This window comes from Vibrio sp. 1CM23M (genome assembly GCF_023161755.1).
GTDB classification, from domain to species: domain Bacteria; phylum Pseudomonadota; class Gammaproteobacteria; order Enterobacterales; family Vibrionaceae; genus Vibrio; species Vibrio coralliirubri.
This window is the reverse complement of the sequence record NZ_JALNTR010000001.1, coordinates 757,684-775,462: the sequence shown is the minus strand read 5'-3', so window position 1 is coordinate 775,462 and position 17,779 is coordinate 757,684. Positions and strand designations below refer to the sequence as shown.

The following is a 17,779-nucleotide window of genomic DNA, read 5'->3' as shown; positions in this document are numbered from 1 at the left end:
GGTTGAACATGAAAGTTTCCTTAAATGTGAGTGGCTTTGAAACCGAAGCGACATTCCCTGATAAAGATATTGAACAGATTCATAAACCACTGGTTGAAAAATTTACGCGACTTTTTGAGCAGAAAAAAGAACGTACGATAATCTTTTTGTGTGCCCCTCCTGGCAGTGGTAAATCGACGTTAGCAGCGTTTTGGGAGCATTTGTCCCATCAACAAACCAACGTTGAGCCACTTCAGGTATTGCCATTTGACGGTTTTCATTACCCCAATGAGATATTGGACTCAAACTACATCGTTCGTGATGAAGAGAAAATTAAACTCCGTACCATTAAAGGCTCTCACGAAACGTTCAACCTAACCTCGTTGATCGATAAGTTGAAACAGCTGAAAGTAAAAAATCCTACGTGGCCGTATTACGATAGAAATCTTCATGATCCTGTGGATGACGCAATCTCGGTAGACAAGGACATTGTCGTGATTGAAGGCAACTGGTTGTTACTGAACGAGCCTGTTTGGAATGGATTGCATGAGTTGGCTGATTTCACCATCTTCATAGACACCGACGCTAAGTTCCTCGAAGAGCGCTTAGTAAACCGCAAGGTGCGAGGAGGTACCACATTAGAAGAGGCGGTCGAGTTCTATAAAAATTCAGACTCAAAGAACGTCGATAAAGTGTTAGACCATTCTATTCCTGCTGACCTAACACTCTTCATGAATCAAGACGGTTCGTTTCAAATCAATTAAACAATTTAGGAGGTCATAATGGAGATTGTTGTCGACAGCCATACTCATACATTGGCAAGTGGCCATGCCTATAGCACCATTATCGACAATGCACTGGCATCGAAAAATAAGGGGCTAAAACTCCTTTGTACAACGGATCATGCTCCTGAAATGCCGGGAGCCCCCCACTACTGGTTTTTCAATAACCAAAGGATTTTGCCCCGCTTTCTGCACGATGTAGGTATCTTGCGTGGTGTGGAAGCCAACACATTGAATACTGATGGAGAGTTGGATCTTCCTCCCTCTTCTTACCAACACTTAGACTGGGTGATTGCGAGCTTACATGAGCCAGTTTTCAAGCCATCGACGGAACAAGAACATACACAGGCGTTAATGAACGTCATTAAGAGTGGCAAAGTTGATGTGCTAGGGCACTTAGGGAACCCAAACTACAAGTTCGATATGGAAGCGGTTCTGCTGTGCGCAAAGGAGCACAATGTTGCGATTGAAGTGAACAATACGTCGCTGACAGGAAAGAGCCGAAAAGGAAGTGATGTGCGATGCTCAAAAATTGTCGAGATCGGCAAGCGAGTTGGCGTTTACTTTTCTACAGGTTCTGATGCGCATTTCTGTGAAGAGATTGCTCATTTGGGTCTTGTAAAAGCATTACTTGAAAAGCACGGTGTGGAAGAAGACAAAATAATCACTACCTCAACATCCCGCTTTTTGAACTTTTTATTATTGCGCGGTAAGAGTCGAATCGAAGAATTTGCACACTTATATTAAGTGTGTTGTTGAGTTAATGATTACTGGTATCAAAAAGCCCAAAGCTAATAACTTTGGGCTTTTCCGTATTTGGAGTTTGTTATTTATCAAAGCTATTCCTCAAATTGAGAACGAAGTAATCTTGTGAGTTTTTCGGTTTGATATACTCAGTATTCATTCGATAAAGATGATGGAGATGATATGTCGAAAACCGCGAAGATCATTAATGAAGATAAGCTGGTAAAAAAAGCAGTTGAAGTCGGTTTTAAGATGGCAAAGCTACAAGGTTTTGATTTGCCAAATTCATCCCAACCGATAAAGGTTAAAGCGGTGTACTTGTTCCTGGTTGAAGTCAATCAGATCACACCGTTACCGGACGATAAGCTTGATGGCGCGAACATTAAGAAGCGTTTAGCACTCTGGCTTCATAAGGCACTGCCGGATAATGACCCGCTAAAATAAAGAAGTTCTGAAGACTGGTGCAGTTCACCTGATTTGAACTGATGATTGGCAACCTTTCCCCTAATCTCACTTATTGTTTTAATGTACGAAAGCCTAGCGATTACTCGCTAGGCTTTTTAGTTTCCGGGATTTTTTGCATCGATGATGTGCTGATTGTTTTGACTTTTCTGTCCCCAGTTTCTTTGACTTATTACTTGGATCTAAATTGCTTGTACTGGTTTGGTTGGCTTCGAAGCTTCTCCTGTGCTTGAGTCATCGTTTGTAATGTGGTCGTATTTCTCTGTTAAGTGATCTTGAATCTTTTGGTGGTATGCGCCGTTCAGCTTGTAGAAGCGGAAGTAGATGATTAACGCAATGGCAAAGAAGAAAGCAGGTAGGCCGACCATGATGCATTGCATGCCGAAGACGGTTTCAGGGCTTTGCGTTACGTTGGGCACATAGTCAACTGCAGTGAGGGCGATACCGATAAAGAAAGCGGCAAATGCCGAACCTGCTTTTACGACCAAGGTTTGCACCGAGTAAGCGATACTTTCACAACGAGAACCCAGTTTAAACTCACCGTAATCGACCGTGTCTGCCACCATAATCACGTTCAGTACCCAGAACAGAGCGGTACCGATTTGTAGGAAGACGCCTGCCGTTGATATCAGCAGAATACTTTGTTTGTCATACATGCCGACGTAGATGAGTACCGCGCTGCCTAAGATAGGGAAAGTGGATGCACAGGCCCATAAAACTCGGCGTGAGAACATTTTCGCAAGTTTAGGGAACAACACTAGAGTGATAAGGTTCGCGATACCTGCATACGCCATGTAGTACGGGAACAGCTCTTCATTGCCGACCACATAAGTAAAATAGTAAACCGCGAAGGCGGTAATGATGTTGGTCGCAAGGTTGTAAGACAACGCCATACACAGAACACTGGTCAGTTGGTCGTTTTTGTAGATAAGTGACAGTAGCTTTTTCAGTGAAACCTTTTCTTCAGGTTGAGTTGTGTCTAGGTTGGCGGTTGAATAACGTTCTTTCACATTACGCAATGTAATGAAAGTTGATACCAAGAAACAAGCGATCAACAAGAGTGTAAAAATCTGGAAGCCGAACCCTTTGTCGTCACCACCTACGTAATTCACGAAAGGCATCGCGATAGCCGCAGTGACAATCCAAGCTAGGCTAGCAAAGAAGCGAGGGTATGGGACGAGCTCTTCACGTTCACGCTTATCTAAGGTGAGTGTTGGAACCAATGACCAAAAAGGAATATCCATTAATGTGTAGGTCATGCCCCAAAGAATATAGGTGACAGCAGCGTAAGCGATTAGCCAAGGGCCTTCGATATAGTGAGCACTAAACACCATCAATAGCACGACTGAGTTGGCGAGCGTGCCGATTAAAATCCAAGGCTTGAATTTACCCCAACGAGTGCGGGTGTTATTGACCAGCCATCCCATAATTGGGTCATTGACCGCATCCCAGATACGCGCGACGAGGAAAATAGTACCGACTGCAGCGGCAGAAATACCGACCACATCCGTGTAGTAAAACATTAGGTACATATAGACGATGGTGATTGCGAAGTCTTTACCAAATGCGCCAAAGCCATAACTGAGTTTGGTATTCATTGAGATACTCATTGCCACTCCTTACGCCTCCTCACTGAGAAGGCGTTAATATTCACGTTATTGTATTTTTATTAGTATGAAATTACTTGTTAACCCACTCTGGTAACCAACCTTGATGAGCCTCAATCAAGTCATCAACCAGCGCGTATATCTCTTCTATTCCAAGTACTGCGGCGGTATGAGGATCAAGCATCGCAGCATGATAAATACGGTCGCGGTTTTCAGTGAGAATGGCTTCGGTTAATAGAGTTTGAACGTTGATGTTGGTTTGCATCAATGCCGCTAAGTGATTTGGTAGGTGACCAACTTTGATCGGTTGCACACCATTCGCATCAACTAAACAAGCGACCTCAACACAGCAACCTTGCGGTAAGTTATCGATTAAGGCTTCGTTTTTAACGTTGCCATAGATGACGCTCGGTATACCTGTCCAGATGGAGTTCATGATGGTGCTAGCGTATTCATGGGATTCTTCAACGGTGATCTTATCGGCCGTTTTGAACTCTTGAAGATCCTTTTTCCAATCGGCGATCTGTTCGACACAACGCTTAGGGTATTCATCAAGTGGCACTTTATAACGTTCGATTAAATCTGGACGATTTGGCTTGATAAAGTAGGGGGTGTATTCAGAAAAATGTTCAGAAGACTCTGTCACGAAGTAGCCAAGCTTCTTAAACATCTCATAGCGGACTAAGTTGGTGCAGCGACCATTGTGATAAATCCCCGGTTTAGGTGCTTGGCCACTCTCAAAGGCTTCCAGTAGGTCTGGATAAATGTCGACGTACTCGCCACTTGCTGTTTTCTTCTCGAGGGTCAGGTAGTAAGCCATGTGGTTGATGCCCGCGCAGGTGTAGCGAAGGTCTGCGTAATCTAAGTCTAGGTCTCGTGCTAGCTCTTCAGCAGTACCTTGAACAGAGTGACATAAACCGACTTGTTTAATGTGCGGATACTTCTCGTACATTGCCCATGTGTTCATTGCCATTGGGTTGACGTAGTTGAGCATGGTCGCGTTCGGGCAAACCTCGGTCATATCTTCACAGACACTCCAAAGATGCGGGACTGTGCGTAGCGAACGCATAATACCGCCTGGTCCTAGTGTGTCTGCGATGGTTTGTTCCAGACCATGGCGCTTACACACGTCGAAATCTGTGACGGTACAAGGTTCGTAACCGCCGATTTGGAAAGCGATGACGACAAAATCTGCGTCTTGTAGTGCTTCTTTCTGATTTAAGTGACATGAAATAGAGCCAGTAGCGCCTGATGATTCCATCAACTTACTGACGACAAGGTGAGACTCTTCTAAACGGGTCTCATCAATATCCATCAAGGCGACATGAGCGTTTTGTAATGCCGAACGGTGGAAAACGTCACCAAGAATGTTCTTAACAAAAATGGTTGAGCCAGCACCGATGAATGTGATCTTAGGGCTTTGCATAGTGGAATCCTTTATCTCTCTGAGTTCTTTGTTGATGCAGATAAATTACACCTAGAACCCATGTCGATTCGTCTCAGATAATCTAATAGCTCTCCCGTTTTCTAATATTTTTAAATCACCCAACGAAAATCTTAGGAAATGGGACAACTTGCTGGCTTTTAAGGAGAGAGCTTATGCAATGAAGCGAGTTTTGCACTTAAGATACTGACTCTAATCACATCGTGATGATCTTATGAATTGGGGTACTGCGGCTCTATGATCGCCTTCAGAGTTTTATTATCGAGGAACTGCTAAAACTCAGCTATACGATTTCCTAAGGAGCGAGATATGCCGCAATCAGCCCCAGATACGGTGAGAATTATCACTTTAGATAAGTACTCATCCGAGACCGTGTCGGTAAGTCCGCTTTCTCTCTATTCTTCCTATGAGAAAATCGATATCGAACTCAGAGCGCCTCACTCCATGCCAGGCTATCACTGGCATGGTCAAGTTGAGGTGAATATTCCCTTTGGGGATGATGTGGAGTACATCATTAACGGCAGTCCGGTTGTGGTTAAAAGCGGATCGATTGGCTTGTTTTGGGCATCGGTACCGCATCGACTTACCAATCCAGGTCAATGCCATAATATGGGGATCATTAACATACCGATTCACCATTTTATGTCGTGGGCTCTCAGTCGGGATTTTATCAATCAGATAACTCATGGCAGTGTATTGCAATCGAATTCCTGTGCGTTGATCAGTGAGTTTGAAATCTCCCGCTGGGCACAAGAGATAAAACATTCGTCCGAAAGTCGTCAACAGTTGGCTATGGATGAAATTGGCTTAATGCTTAAACGAATCTGCCTTGATGGTTGGCAACAACTGCTGGTAAATCGACAGGATAAGTCGACTAAGAAAGGGGTATCGAAACACTCCCAATTCTATGTCAGTCAGATGTTGGAATACATTGCGACTCACCATAATCAGCCATTAACCGTTAAAGGTATCGCTGAACATATCGGGTTACACAGCAACTATGCGATGAACGTATTTCAACGAACGATGCAGATGACCATTAAGCAGTATATTACTGCGATGCGCATCAACCACGCTCGTGCTTTACTGAGTGATACGGATAGAACCATTCTCGATATCTCACTCACGGTGGGCTTCAATTCGAGCAGCCGATTCTATGAAACCTTCCAAACGTACATTGGTGTTACGCCGACTCAATATAGAAAATTAGCTAGAGAAGATCACCGATGGAGCAGTCATGGGGCCAGCCCGCTATACGACCTTGAGAAAGGAGCGTGTGATGGGAAAAGGCCATTAACGACGACAGACAGTTAGCGGTATTGATACAACTCGATAAAACAAAAGCCACAGCGTTTTGCTGTGGCTTCGTTGTTATAGAATCAAGCGAACTTGTTCTTTCTAGAACGTTATCGCTCAACGATTCACTTGCTCAACAATCTCGCGTGTTAGGCGTGCGATCTCGTCCCACTCCCCGTTTGTAACCAGCTTCTTGTCTACCATCCATGTACCACCGCAGGCTAATACCTGAGGCACGGCTAAGTAGCTATCGATGTTTGATGGCGTGATACCGCCAGTTGGCATCAGTCTAATGTCGCCGTATGGGCCAACGAGTGATTTCACCATGCTGATGCCGCCAGATGCTTCTGCTGGGAAGAACTTCAAGGTTGTTAGGCCCATCTCTAATGCTGCTTCAACAGTGCTTGGATTGTTCATACCTGGAATGATATCGATGCCGATCTCTTGGCATGCTTTAACTGTGTTCGGATTAAAGCCCGGTGATACAACAAACGTTGCGCCCGCTTCTTTTGCTGCGAGTGCTTGCTCACGGTTCAAGATGGTGCCCGCGCCGATCAGCATGTCAGGCTGTGCTTGGCGAAGCAGTCGGATAGCTTCAACAGCGGCGTCTGAACGGAACGTAATCTCAGCCGCTGGAAGCCCATTCTCAGCCAATACTTTGCCTAGAGGGATAATATCCTCTGCGTTATCAATGGCGATAACAGGGATAACTTTAAGTGCTTTTAGCTGTTCGTTAATTGTAGACATGTGTACTTCTTAATATCAGTTTGAAAGAGTGTCGGTGATGGATTTTGGAATGATTGCGCCATGATGTTGAATCACCAATCCGGCTAATGCATTACCTTGATGGCAGGCTTCTTCAATAGAACCTCCAGCGAGATAGCAAGATAAGAAACCGCCGTTAAAAGAGTCGCCAGCAGAGGTGCTATCCACCACAGTCTCGACAGGTGTCGTTGTGATTTTTACGGGCTCATTTACGGGGTTTTCGCTGATCAAGCAGCCTTCAGCACCCAGCTTGACAACAACGGTTTTGACACCGAGTGCATGCAGCCTTGTTATGGTGTCTTGTGGTGTTTGATCGCTCCACAACAGTTGCTCATCATCGAACGTGACTAGGGCTATATCGGTCGTTTTATAGCCCAATAGATAGCATTCTTTAGTTGCGGCTTCTGAGCTCCACAACTTTGGTCGATAGTTACTATCAAAGGCGATGGTAACGCCACGTTCACGCAGGCCTTCTATGATAGTGAGCAACTTTAGTTGATCGCTGTGTGGCAGTATCGCGAGGGAAATGCCACTCAGAAACACCATATCAACATCACGAAGTTGGTTGGCGATCTTATCGAAATCGGGGTGCTGTACCATGTAGCGAGCCGCCGAATCGTTGCGCCAGTATAGGAAGGTGCGCTCACCAACATCGTCGAGTTGAATGAGATAGAGCCCGGGTGAACGCTGCTCATCAATAAGTACGAACTCGGTTGATAGTCCTTCATCTTGCCATCGGTTAAGCATCTCTTGGCTGATAGCGTCTGAGCCTAGCGCCGAGACATAGCTTGTTCGTATCGCTGGATTCGCAGTGTTATTGCTGCTCATGGGATTGTTAACCGCAGCGCTGCGGTTCAAGTAGATTGCCGCGTTTAATGTGTCTCCACCATAGCTTTGTTGCATGTTGCCAAATGGCGCGCCATTCAGTTCAATCATGCACTCACCGATGATTGCGATGTGGGTCATAATATAGCCTTAGAAAGGAAAGGTTGGATTTGCTCGTATGAAGAAAGCATGACCATAACTAGATGCGGTCATGCTTTTTCGATTCTAATCTTACGGGAGTAAGACTAGCCGATTACTTGTTGTCTAGTTTTACGAACAACAGCGTGAGAATATAAGACAGTGCAAATACACCCACCACGCCCATCAGTGCTTGAATGAAGTTTTGCGTACCGCCTGCAAGGTAAGCTGGCAGGCTGAATACAGAAGAAAGAATGTAGCTTGTTAAGTGCGTATCGATTGTTACCGAGATAGCACCGAACACACCTGCAGCCAAACTCGCGGTCATCATCGCTTTGGTGTATTTCGTTAGTACACCAAATAGAGCCGGCTCCGTGATGCCTAAGATCGCGGTAACACTTGAGCCCATCGTAATTGAAGATTGCTCTTTAGAAACCGTTTTACGTTGCTTGTGCCAGATAGCCATTGTCGCGCCAGCAATTGCCATGTTACCCAAACACATGATTGGCATAAGTAGATCCTTACCATACAGTGCGAAGTTGTTCAGGCTGATTGGCGTCATGCTGTGGTGAATACCAAATACAATCGTAATAGGACGAGTTAGACCAAACACAAAGCCCGTTAACGTCGGAGAGATTTCCAGTAGTGAGCTCATCACCCAACCCGCGCCGTTACTTAGCCAGATACCCGCAGGACCCACAAATGATAGTGTGATGGTTGAAGTCACCGTAAAGGCAAGCAGTGGCGTAAATACTGGTTTTGCAGAAGAAGGGACTAGACGGTCAACTAACGGAGTCACTTTAGACAATAACCAGATTGCGAGAATAGCGGGTACGATAGCGCCGCCGTAGTTGAGAAGTTCAATAGGAACCACACCAAGAACCGTCAGCTCAGGTGCAGCGCCAGCATCCTTTAGCATCGCCGCTTTATCTACTAGCTTGGGTGCTAGCATTGCAGACGAAACAGCAAGTGCTATGTACTCATTTACTTTAAAGACCTTGGCTGCAGAGAAAGAAACCAACATAGGTAAGAAGAAGAACACAGCTACAGAGATAGAACGGAAGAAGTAAACCGTGTCTGAGGTTTCAGAGATAACATTGGTTGCAATAAGGCCAGACAACAGACCCATTAGCATACCGGCACCAGCAATGGCTGGCACAACAGGACCAAAGATACCCGCGACAATGCGCATCACACCTTGGAATAGCTTGCCTTTCTCTAGCTCATCAGCAGGAGCTGCGTCAGCTTGTTGAGTGTTTGAGAGTGCGTTGAACCATTTCTCGACCTCAACTCCAATGATGACTTGGGTTTGGCCTTGTTGAAGGACCACACCTTTCACATCTGCGATCTGCTTGATCGCTTCTTCGTCTACCAACGATTCGTCTGCTAATTTGAAGCGCAACCTTGTCATACAGTGCGTGATACTCACGATATTGTCTTCACCACCAACAGCGGTGACTAATAACTGTATATTTTCGTTGAAATTTTTCTTTTTCGATGATGACTTAGAGTTATTCACAACGGCATCACTCTTTTCTACCATTTGCATACTACACCTGTTATTGGAATATATTTAACTCGAGAAATCATAACGACAACCAATTTAAATCCAACGGAGTAAAAAGAGATCTCAATCACATTTAAAATTCGAAAAATTAATTTTTCAGCGTTTTTTGCCAATTGGTATGTTTTGTTTATCAAAAAAAAACACTTAACGTACCAATTATTTTTGGGCAAAAATTAGCGCTTGAAATGTGATTTTTAAAGCGGTTAGATAATAGGAGTTGACTTAAGTTTAGGTTATTTAATTGTGAAAGAAACTATTATATCCGATATCCATTGTATTATTACTAAGCCAGACAGACACAATCTCATTACCGTTGTCGTTGAAACGAATGAAGGTGTGACTGGCTTTGGCTGTGCGACATTCCAACAAAGACCGCTTGCTGTAAAAACAATGGTCGATGAATATTTAAAGCCTATTCTTATTGGTAAAAATGCCAACAATATTGAAGACTTATGGCAAATGATGATGGTCAACGCTTATTGGCGAAATGGCCCTGTTATCAATAATGCGATTTCTGGTGTTGATATGGCACTGTGGGATATTAAAGCCAAATTGGCAGGCATGCCGCTACACCAATTATTTGGTGGTAAGTCTCGTGATGCTATTCCTGTATACACACACGCGACTAGCGACACGATGGAAGGGATTTATGAGCTGGTGGAATCTTTCCTAGACAAAGGCTACAAGCACATTCGTTGTCAGCTTGGTTTCTATGGCGGTGTTCCAACCGATTTACATACTACTCAAACCCCGACTGAAGGTTCGTACTACGACCAAGATCAGTACATGGACAATACTCTAACGATGTTTAAGTCGCTGAGAGAGAAATATGGTAACCAATTCCATATTCTTCATGATGTTCATGAGCGTCTTTTCCCAAATCAGGCAATACAATTTGCGAAGGAAGTCGAGCAATATAAGCCGTATTTCATTGAAGATATTCTGCCGCCAAATCAAACGGAATGGTTGGATAATATTCGCAGCCAGAGCTCAGTTTCATTAGGTTTAGGGGAGTTATTTAATAACCCTGAAGAGTGGAAATCATTGATTGCTAACCGTCGCATTGATTTCATTCGTTGCCATGTTTCACAGATTGGTGGTATTACCCCAGCTCTGAAACTAGGCCATCTATGTCAGAACTTCGGTGTTCGTATTGCATGGCATTGCCCGCCAGATATGACGCCAATTGGTGCAGCGGTAAACACGCATTTGAATGTGCATTTACACAATGCCGCCATTCAAGAACATGTCGAGTATAAAGAGAATACGCACAAGGTATTCCCGAACGCTGCAGAGCCAATTAATGGCTACTTATACGCTTCTGAAATCGCAGGTATTGGTGTTGAAATCGACCGAGAGGTCGCAGCTGAGTTCCCTGTTATGTATCGCCCCCACGAGTGGACTCAAAGTCGCCTTCCTGATGGCGCGATTCACACTCCATAACTCATTGAGTTAACCAAAATGGCCGCAGATAGCGGCCATTTTTTTGTCTGAAACTTACCGTTCGTTTTAGCTTCTTTGTCAGTCTGCGTTCTCAATTTGTTGCTGTTGCTGTTGCTGTTGCTGCTGCAGTTGCTTAACTAAGCTAATCAATCAGCAAGTAATCAGAATTTTCATATCCAAACTATTAGTATTACCTCTCACATACCTTCAATTAACTGACTTTAAATAGTTCAGTAATAACAGGCTGACTTTAATGAAAAACGTTCCACTATAAGTTCGGAAATTAGTTTGCCTACTTTAAAAGTTTGTCTTTTCGATATAGATTAATTTTTATTTAATTGGCTCATAAAAAAGTAATGATGTACATTAATTATCACTATTAATATTTTAAATACTTCTTCATTAACCTTTGGTTAATTTAAATGCCAATAAAAAATATGATGGTTATTAAAACAGTTTAATTTAATCTAAATTAAGTGGTTTAGCGTATTGCTATAAAACCACCCAAGTTTTGACTGTTATTTAACCTGTATTGTGCAATAGAGATTATTTTAGTTTTTAATTTTGCGATTTACATTTAAAGCGTTGAATTTAAAGGCTATTTTTATAAATATAAAACAGTGATTTAGGTCTGCAATTCCAGATGGATAATATTGTGAGTGAGGAGTTAATTAGTAAATATACGCCCTAGAAATCGAGTCGAATACTGTCCATATATTTCAACTTGAAGTTCAAAAAGTTGCTATGCAACTAATAACAATAAAATAATATTAGGGTTTATATGAAAAGCACATTCAAGCTGTCTTTAGCTACTGTTTTAGTTTCTTCTGCAATGGGAGCTCATGCAGGCATTGCCATTGTTGATACAGAAGAAGGTAACTTCTCTGTCGGTGGTAACGTGGAGCTGAACTTCAACTACCAAGATAGAGAATCGAATGATAACGGTGACGCAGAGTTCAACCAAGATGGTCGAGTTCTGATTGAGTTCGCTGGCGAAAAGTACACCAGTAATGGTCATTATGTTGGGGTTAAAGCGCAGCCTCTATTTGAAAGCACAGGCAATGTCGCACTCGATGATGCCTACTTTGAGTTCGGCAAAAAAGACGGGTGGGCGATCAAAGCGGGTCGTTTTGAAGCCTACGATATGTTTCCTGTCGGCCTCGATGTTTTCCTAGAGTATTCAGGTGATACCTCAAATGAACTTTATACGGGTGGCAGCGCTTATGTGTATCAGATGAAAGAAGCTCGCGGTCGTGGTTCTGATGGTCAGTTGATGTATAGCCAAAGTTTTGGGGATCTGTATGTCGAGGTTGGTACGATGATCGGTGACCGCTCTGACTTGTTCTCTGATAGCTACCATGGTGTGGACGTAGACCACGACAACGCCAAAGATGCCTTCCTTGTTCGCCCGGTTGTGTCATATAAAATGGGTGACTTTACTGTTGCAGCCTCAATGGAAACTAACTTAGTCAGCGATGCCGTTGTCGACACCTCGGGTAAAGATATCTCTGACCGAACTGGTTACGGCCTAACAGGTAATTGGTCTAATGATTCTTGGAGCGTTAACGCTAACTTTGCTTACTTAGATGCTGTCGATGAAACCAATGCAACCGCGGGTTTGAACGCGCTTTATAACAACTTCGGTATCGGTTACATCTACGGTGCGAACGAATATGATTCCACATGGGCGAAAGGCGATGTGACGGTTAACACGGGTTACGCATCTTATGAGTTCCAGAATGTGCTCGAAGTACAAGACTTCTCTGTTCTTCTTGGTACTTACTACACGACGGTCGACAACGAAACGACCAATACATCTGCGTTCTCTGAAGACGATGATTTTGGTGCTCGTGTACGTTTGTACTACGAATTCTAATAACGGTTGATTTAATTCTACTAACAACCCGCCACTGTGCGGGTTGTTGTTTTTTTGTGGTACGGAAAACTAGAGAAATTAAACGTGGGAAGACAAGTGGCTCAATACAAATTAAGCCGTTACTTTTTGTCTCGGAAGCTCATGCTCTCACTGTTAAAAGGCGTGTGGTAGGTGCATTGGTAGTTGATGTCGATGATATCGCTGACGATGAACAGCTCACCCGATGCTAAGAAACCTCGGTTGGTGATATTCATCGCCGCCGCATTTTTTTTGCAGCCGAGCAACTCTGCATCTTCTTTAGAAACGTTGATCGCTTGATACGTTGTTAAGTAGCTATCGATCTGAAGGCCTTTCGCCAATGCATGTTTCTGGATTGAGCTTTCAATGATCTCGGCATTCATCTCTGGGAAGACACTGACAGGGATCTTGGCTTCTTCAATCTGAACTACTTTGTTGTTAATCAATCGAAGCCGTCTAATTTTCCAAATGTAATCATTGTCGTCTAAAGAAAAAATCTGCTGTTCGTGGTTATCGGGCAGCGCTTTATTTAGCTGGAGCTTTTTATAAGAGATCTCTTCAAAACTGTTTTCAGTGATGGAGTTGTACACCAGTGGTGTACCAATGAGAGAAGTGTTGACGAAGTAACCAGAACCCACCTTAGATTTCACCATGCCAATAGCCTCTAGCTTGGCTAGTGCTTTACGAATCGTGAAACGAGATAATCCATATATTTCAGACAGTTCTCGTTCCGCAGGAAGCTTATGGCTGATACTGTTTTGGCAAATTTTGCTCACAATATCTTGAACAACTAATTCATATTTTTTCATTCTAAAAACTTAAAAAAGCACTCATGGTGATTAAATTATAGTTAACTAAATCAGATACTCAGCGCATTCCGAACTAGCCGATAATTCTAACATAGAAGGCCAATTAGATGATGAGAAATAGGGTGTTTTGGAGGGCGAATTCAAGGGTTACTTCTGGGTGTGTGACTTCATTCTCCTTCTTGGTTAGATAAGCGTGAAGGCGAGGTCACCTGCAAGCAGAGAATAAAAAAGCCACAGCATTTACTGTGACTTTTGAACCTGACTTGAAGATGTTTAAGCGGTTGCAGATAATAGGGGGGCATCTGCAACGCCTAATATCTAATGAGTGTGGCTGCTATTTGCCCACAAAACCGTTGTACAACATGTAAAGGTGCGCTGCACTCCAAGAGAAGTTATTCGCGCCCTGAACCTCACCCGTTTCTGGGTTGTAGTTTTCCTGAATCGGGGTAGCTTCTGTTAAGCCTTGCGCATTTTGGAATAGCTTGTCGACCATTTGACGCGCTTCCACACCGTATCCATAGTTGTCCATACCGCGTACACCAAAGTAGAACTGATCCAGCCATACGCGACCACGCCAGTATATGTCTGGGCCGTAAGCTGGGTTGTCCATTGATGCCGTACCTAGCGGAATCTTAGGTGAGTTAAACTTGCTGGTATTTAGCATGTTCTCTACGACTTTATCCGCGTGTTCTTGAGTCGCTGCGTTGTTGAATAGTGGTGACCAACCTTCAGGTCCCATACCGCGCTTCACCAGTACCGGACCTGCACATTGGTTAGGGAGTCCATTTGGTACCACTTCAATATCGTAGTAGAAGCCCGTTGACTCATCGTACATACAACGGTTGATGTATTCTTTGGTATCGGCCGCTTTTTCTGCAAACTCAGCGGCTTTGTCTGCTTTACCCAATACGTCGGCAATTTGTGACAGGTATAGGTTGTCTGAGTACCAGTAAGAGGCTTGATCTACCGACTCTTGCATTAATGAGTAACCAGATAAGCTGTCTGAATCATCCGTGTTTTCGTTGAACTTCACCTCCCAGTCTTTCTTCGCCAGAGCCAGTTTGTCCATGTTCTCAACTGAATCATCAAGGTAGGTCACCACTGAACCATCTGTACCCATAGCCATGTCATACGTATTGTCGAAACCATTAGTGTCATGAGCGTAGCGGCCCATTTGGTCTATCACTTCCGCTTTTTCTTGAGTCGGTTGTTCAGATAATCCTTGTAGGTTATCGATAGTGTCGATAAAGCCGAACACGCCTGCGTTATCACGACCCGACTCCCAACCCGCCGCTACTTTCGCTGGGATACTCATTGCTGTGTAATCACCTGTAGTCAGCAATTCATTGTACTTCTCGATACTCGTTTCTTTGATCCACTGGTCGCCATTAGCTTCGTCTTTGTATTGGAACTTCATATCGTCAACAGACGCATCTGATCCCCAAGAACCGTCATTCACGTCACCTGTGAAAACCGTGTGGATTGGATCTTTCGCTGCGCCGTATTCTGGAATGCCGTTCTTGTTGGTATCACGAGCACGTAACCACCAATCGTGGAACGCAACTAGCTTCGGATACATTTCTTCCAGCCATCTTTGTGCTTCTTCTGGACGATTATGTTCGTCTTTCAGAGCGGTATACACTTCCCATACCGCCCATGCTGCCAGTGATGGTTTGGTATTTCGTTCATTCCAGTTCAGGCCATCGGTCGCTTGAGGGAACACTTTTTTGTATTCCGCTGACATGCCTTCCCAGCGTTCTGCTGGTAGGTTGTAAGTCACGACATCAAGTAGGTAGCCTTCATCCCAAGGGCGGACTGGATCATCAGACTGCACTTGGTATTGGAATACAGTACGAATATTTTCCATCGCTACATCTGGGTTGAAGTGTGACATTGCGTAAGCTTGCTTCCATGTATCCCACGGCCATGTCATATTGCCCGAGAAGTAAGGGGCCGTAACGGAAGGGGTTACCGTGTCGTGATCAATTGCACCCGCAGCACCACGCCAGTTCGCGTTTAATGTTTCCATTGCTTTTACTGCAACAAACTCATGTTCTTTTGAAGCCGCATCGTTGGTGAGACCGTTTTCTAGGTATTCTTCCCAACGCATGGCTGAATCGTGCATGTAACCTTTTGGATCGGCCATCACCTTATTTAGTTTTGCAAACTCAGACGCTTGCTCTTTGGTGTTTTGAATGTGAGTGTAAGCCGTGTATAACGTGATCTCTTCGCCATCGCCTAGAGAGGCCGTTTGCACGAAACCTTTCTTGTCGTCATTGATGGTAGAAGTTTCTGGTTTGATAGAACGTGTCACTTCGAACTTTGAATCGCCAGATGTCAACAATGACCATGAATCACGAACTGCGCCAAAAGAGACTTCTACACCACTGTCTGTCGCTGTAATTTCACGGGAGTAAGTGGGGTAAGCTTCTTCAACACTACGAACTGTGCTGTCTTCATTCTTGTATGCCGTGCCATCATCAGTACGATAGTTTTGCATCAACTCACCATCCCATTCACCTTGAATATCAAGCTTATTTGGATTTTTGATGGTGGTTTTTACAAGAGAAGTACGATTAGTCACAAAACGCATTTCTAGCTCGGCTTCGATACCGTTATCGCCTGTATACGCTTGAATCAACGCACCTGGTTGTGAGTATGCGTTTGTCAGTTCTAGCGGCATAACCTGACCATCAACAGTCAGAGACAAGCGGTCAAAACGTGCTGCCATGAATGACACGTATTCTTCGGTCAGCAGTGCTGTACCACCTAAAGTTATTTCACCACCTTTGGTGTCTAATGTGTGACCGTGCCATGAGCCGTTATCGAACATCGGAATGTAGCGCAGGTGACCACCGTGTAAATCACGCAATGCCACTGGTACCCCTGCACGATCGATGGTGTTGTGGAATTCGGTCGCTTTAAGTGGAGCATCCACATTCGAACTATTATCGTTACTGTTGCATCCGCTTAGCGTTAGAGCAACGCCGACAGCAACCGCACATAAAGACGTTTTAAACTGCATGTTATATCCTTCATTTATAGGTTTTTGAACCTGATCAGGCGAAAAAAGGTCGAGACATGCCCTGCCGAGTTTCGTGATGAAGATTCAGCCTTATTTATTTCATTTATTGGTATGAGAAAAGAACGCTTATTTACGTCTGTTCTTTATTTATTCAACTTGTTTAAATAATAAGTAATTAATTATTTTTCGTTTGCCATCGATATGGATTTTAATAATTCACCATCAATGTTTGGAATCGTATCAGAAAGAAATATCTGATTGCCTGGTGTGTAGGTCATCAATACATTTCTGAGTCGTTCGCTACCTTCACCGTTCTTGTTTTGTAAATCAAACTCAATCAGTTTGTTGTATACTTCGTTCGCCAGTTTCTCTTCTTGTTCTTCAGTAATAGCAATGCTTCCCATACAGATAGGGGGACGTACATCATGGCTGAAAACTTCATTTCGAAAACGTTTAGCGAATAAAGTATCAAGCTTAGAACCTTCTTCAAAAATAAAACGACCTTGATCTTTGAATCGGTATTGGTCATTACCTTTTAATTCAAGATAATCCATCATTTCTAATGCGCGAAAATATATGGCGACTGACGTATGGCTCAGTCGGTATTTACTGGCAATATCTTGTGGTGACCATTCTTTTCGTCGTAATAGATACAAAAAGTCAAACAAATATGGGTACTGGTTAAATATTTCACTGTTGACATCGGTGATAAATTGTTCGTTATCTTGCTGTAACTGTTTGCCTCGCATAGATAATTCTACCAAGTCAGTATCTAAATGAGTGGCATACGAAAGTATTTTGTCTAGCCCCAAAGACGTATTGTGCAGTTGCCTTTTAATGGTTGAGAGAGGAATTGCCATCCCAGCAGAGAGGTCGGAATAACAAATCCCTTTCTCTTTGATTTTTTCTCGTAAAGCAGCAAGTAAATACGTTGCGGAATTATTCATCTAACAATGCCTGTTTTATTTTTGTCAGCATCCCTGATAATAAATTCAAGAG

The 17,779-nt window shown here is 43.7% G+C and carries 14 protein-coding genes; 6 read left to right on the top strand and 8 right to left on the bottom strand.

Annotation, left to right across the window (positions count from 1 at the left end):
* Positions 1–8 precede the first annotated feature (8 nt).
* The 3 genes from MSG35_RS03220 to MSG35_RS03210 all read left to right on the top strand — a co-directional run bounded on the left by MSG35_RS03220 (position 9) and on the right by MSG35_RS03210 (position 1,949).
* Complete coding sequence (locus MSG35_RS03220; RefSeq protein ID WP_019824521.1) at positions 9–743, top strand: nucleoside/nucleotide kinase family protein; 735 nt, start codon at positions 9–11, stop codon at positions 741–743.
* An 18-nt stretch (positions 744–761) separates the two neighbouring features.
* Positions 762–1,508, top strand: a complete 747-nt coding sequence (locus MSG35_RS03215) for a phosphatase (RefSeq protein ID WP_248382785.1) — start codon at positions 762–764, stop codon at positions 1,506–1,508.
* A 180-nt stretch (positions 1,509–1,688) separates the two neighbouring features.
* Positions 1,689–1,949 carry a DUF5062 family protein gene (locus MSG35_RS03210; RefSeq protein ID WP_017061084.1) on the top strand — a complete coding sequence of 87 codons (261 nt, stop codon included), beginning with the start codon at positions 1,689–1,691 and terminating at the stop codon, positions 1,947–1,949.
* Positions 1,950–2,149: 200 nt separating this feature from the next.
* Here MSG35_RS03210 and melB read toward each other — a convergent pair whose 3' ends face one another.
* Both melB and MSG35_RS03200 read right to left on the bottom strand, forming a co-directional pair.
* Positions 2,150–3,577 (bottom strand): melibiose:sodium transporter MelB, encoded by a 1,428-nt coding sequence (gene melB, locus MSG35_RS03205; protein ID WP_248382784.1) that lies wholly within the window; start codon positions 3,575–3,577, stop codon positions 2,150–2,152.
* 70 nt (positions 3,578–3,647) lie between these two features.
* Complete coding sequence (locus tag MSG35_RS03200) at positions 3,648–5,000, bottom strand: alpha-glucosidase/alpha-galactosidase (RefSeq protein WP_052879301.1); 1,353 nt, start codon at positions 4,998–5,000, stop codon at positions 3,648–3,650.
* 327 nt (positions 5,001–5,327) lie between these two features.
* Here MSG35_RS03200 and melR point away from each other — a divergent pair, with 327 nt between their 5' ends.
* Positions 5,328–6,332 (top strand): transcriptional regulator MelR, encoded by a 1,005-nt coding sequence (melR, locus tag MSG35_RS03195; RefSeq protein ID WP_048610301.1) that lies wholly within the window; start codon positions 5,328–5,330, stop codon positions 6,330–6,332.
* 99 nt (positions 6,333–6,431) lie between these two features.
* Here melR and MSG35_RS03190 read toward each other — a convergent pair whose 3' ends face one another.
* The 3 genes from MSG35_RS03190 to MSG35_RS03180 all read right to left on the bottom strand — a co-directional run bounded on the left by MSG35_RS03190 (position 6,432) and on the right by MSG35_RS03180 (position 9,591).
* Positions 6,432–7,061 (bottom strand): bifunctional 4-hydroxy-2-oxoglutarate aldolase/2-dehydro-3-deoxy-phosphogluconate aldolase, encoded by a 630-nt coding sequence (locus MSG35_RS03190; RefSeq protein WP_248382783.1) that lies wholly within the window; start codon positions 7,059–7,061, stop codon positions 6,432–6,434.
* A 15-nt stretch (positions 7,062–7,076) separates the two neighbouring features.
* A complete protein-coding gene (locus MSG35_RS03185) occupies positions 7,077–8,045 on the bottom strand; it encodes a sugar kinase (protein WP_248382782.1) in 969 nt (322 codons plus the stop codon).
* 112 nt (positions 8,046–8,157) lie between these two features.
* The gene (locus tag MSG35_RS03180; RefSeq protein WP_248382781.1) at positions 8,158–9,591 is read right to left on the bottom strand and encodes a PTS transporter subunit EIIC; all 1,434 of its coding nucleotides are present in this window, start codon (positions 9,589–9,591) and stop codon (positions 8,158–8,160) included.
* A 261-nt stretch (positions 9,592–9,852) separates the two neighbouring features.
* On the opposite strand from MSG35_RS03180, the gene MSG35_RS03175 reads away from it, so the two are divergent.
* Positions 9,853–11,052 (top strand): enolase C-terminal domain-like protein, encoded by a 1,200-nt coding sequence (locus MSG35_RS03175; protein WP_248382780.1) that lies wholly within the window; start codon positions 9,853–9,855, stop codon positions 11,050–11,052.
* 781 nt (positions 11,053–11,833) lie between these two features.
* Complete coding sequence (locus MSG35_RS03170) at positions 11,834–12,928, top strand: carbohydrate porin (protein WP_059017772.1); 1,095 nt, start codon at positions 11,834–11,836, stop codon at positions 12,926–12,928.
* A gap of 119 nt (positions 12,929–13,047) precedes the next feature.
* Here MSG35_RS03170 and MSG35_RS03165 read toward each other — a convergent pair whose 3' ends face one another.
* From MSG35_RS03165 to MSG35_RS03155, 3 genes are all read right to left on the bottom strand, one after another.
* Positions 13,048–13,755, bottom strand: coding sequence for a GntR family transcriptional regulator (locus MSG35_RS03165; protein ID WP_017078485.1), 708 nt, complete (start codon positions 13,753–13,755; stop codon positions 13,048–13,050).
* A gap of 334 nt (positions 13,756–14,089) precedes the next feature.
* The gene (ygjK, locus tag MSG35_RS03160) at positions 14,090–16,780 is read right to left on the bottom strand and encodes an alpha-glucosidase (protein ID WP_248382779.1); all 2,691 of its coding nucleotides are present in this window, start codon (positions 16,778–16,780) and stop codon (positions 14,090–14,092) included.
* A gap of 179 nt (positions 16,781–16,959) precedes the next feature.
* Positions 16,960–17,727 (bottom strand): transcriptional regulator, encoded by a 768-nt coding sequence (locus MSG35_RS03155; protein WP_248382778.1) that lies wholly within the window; start codon positions 17,725–17,727, stop codon positions 16,960–16,962.
* Between the last annotated feature and the right edge of the window lie 52 nt (positions 17,728–17,779).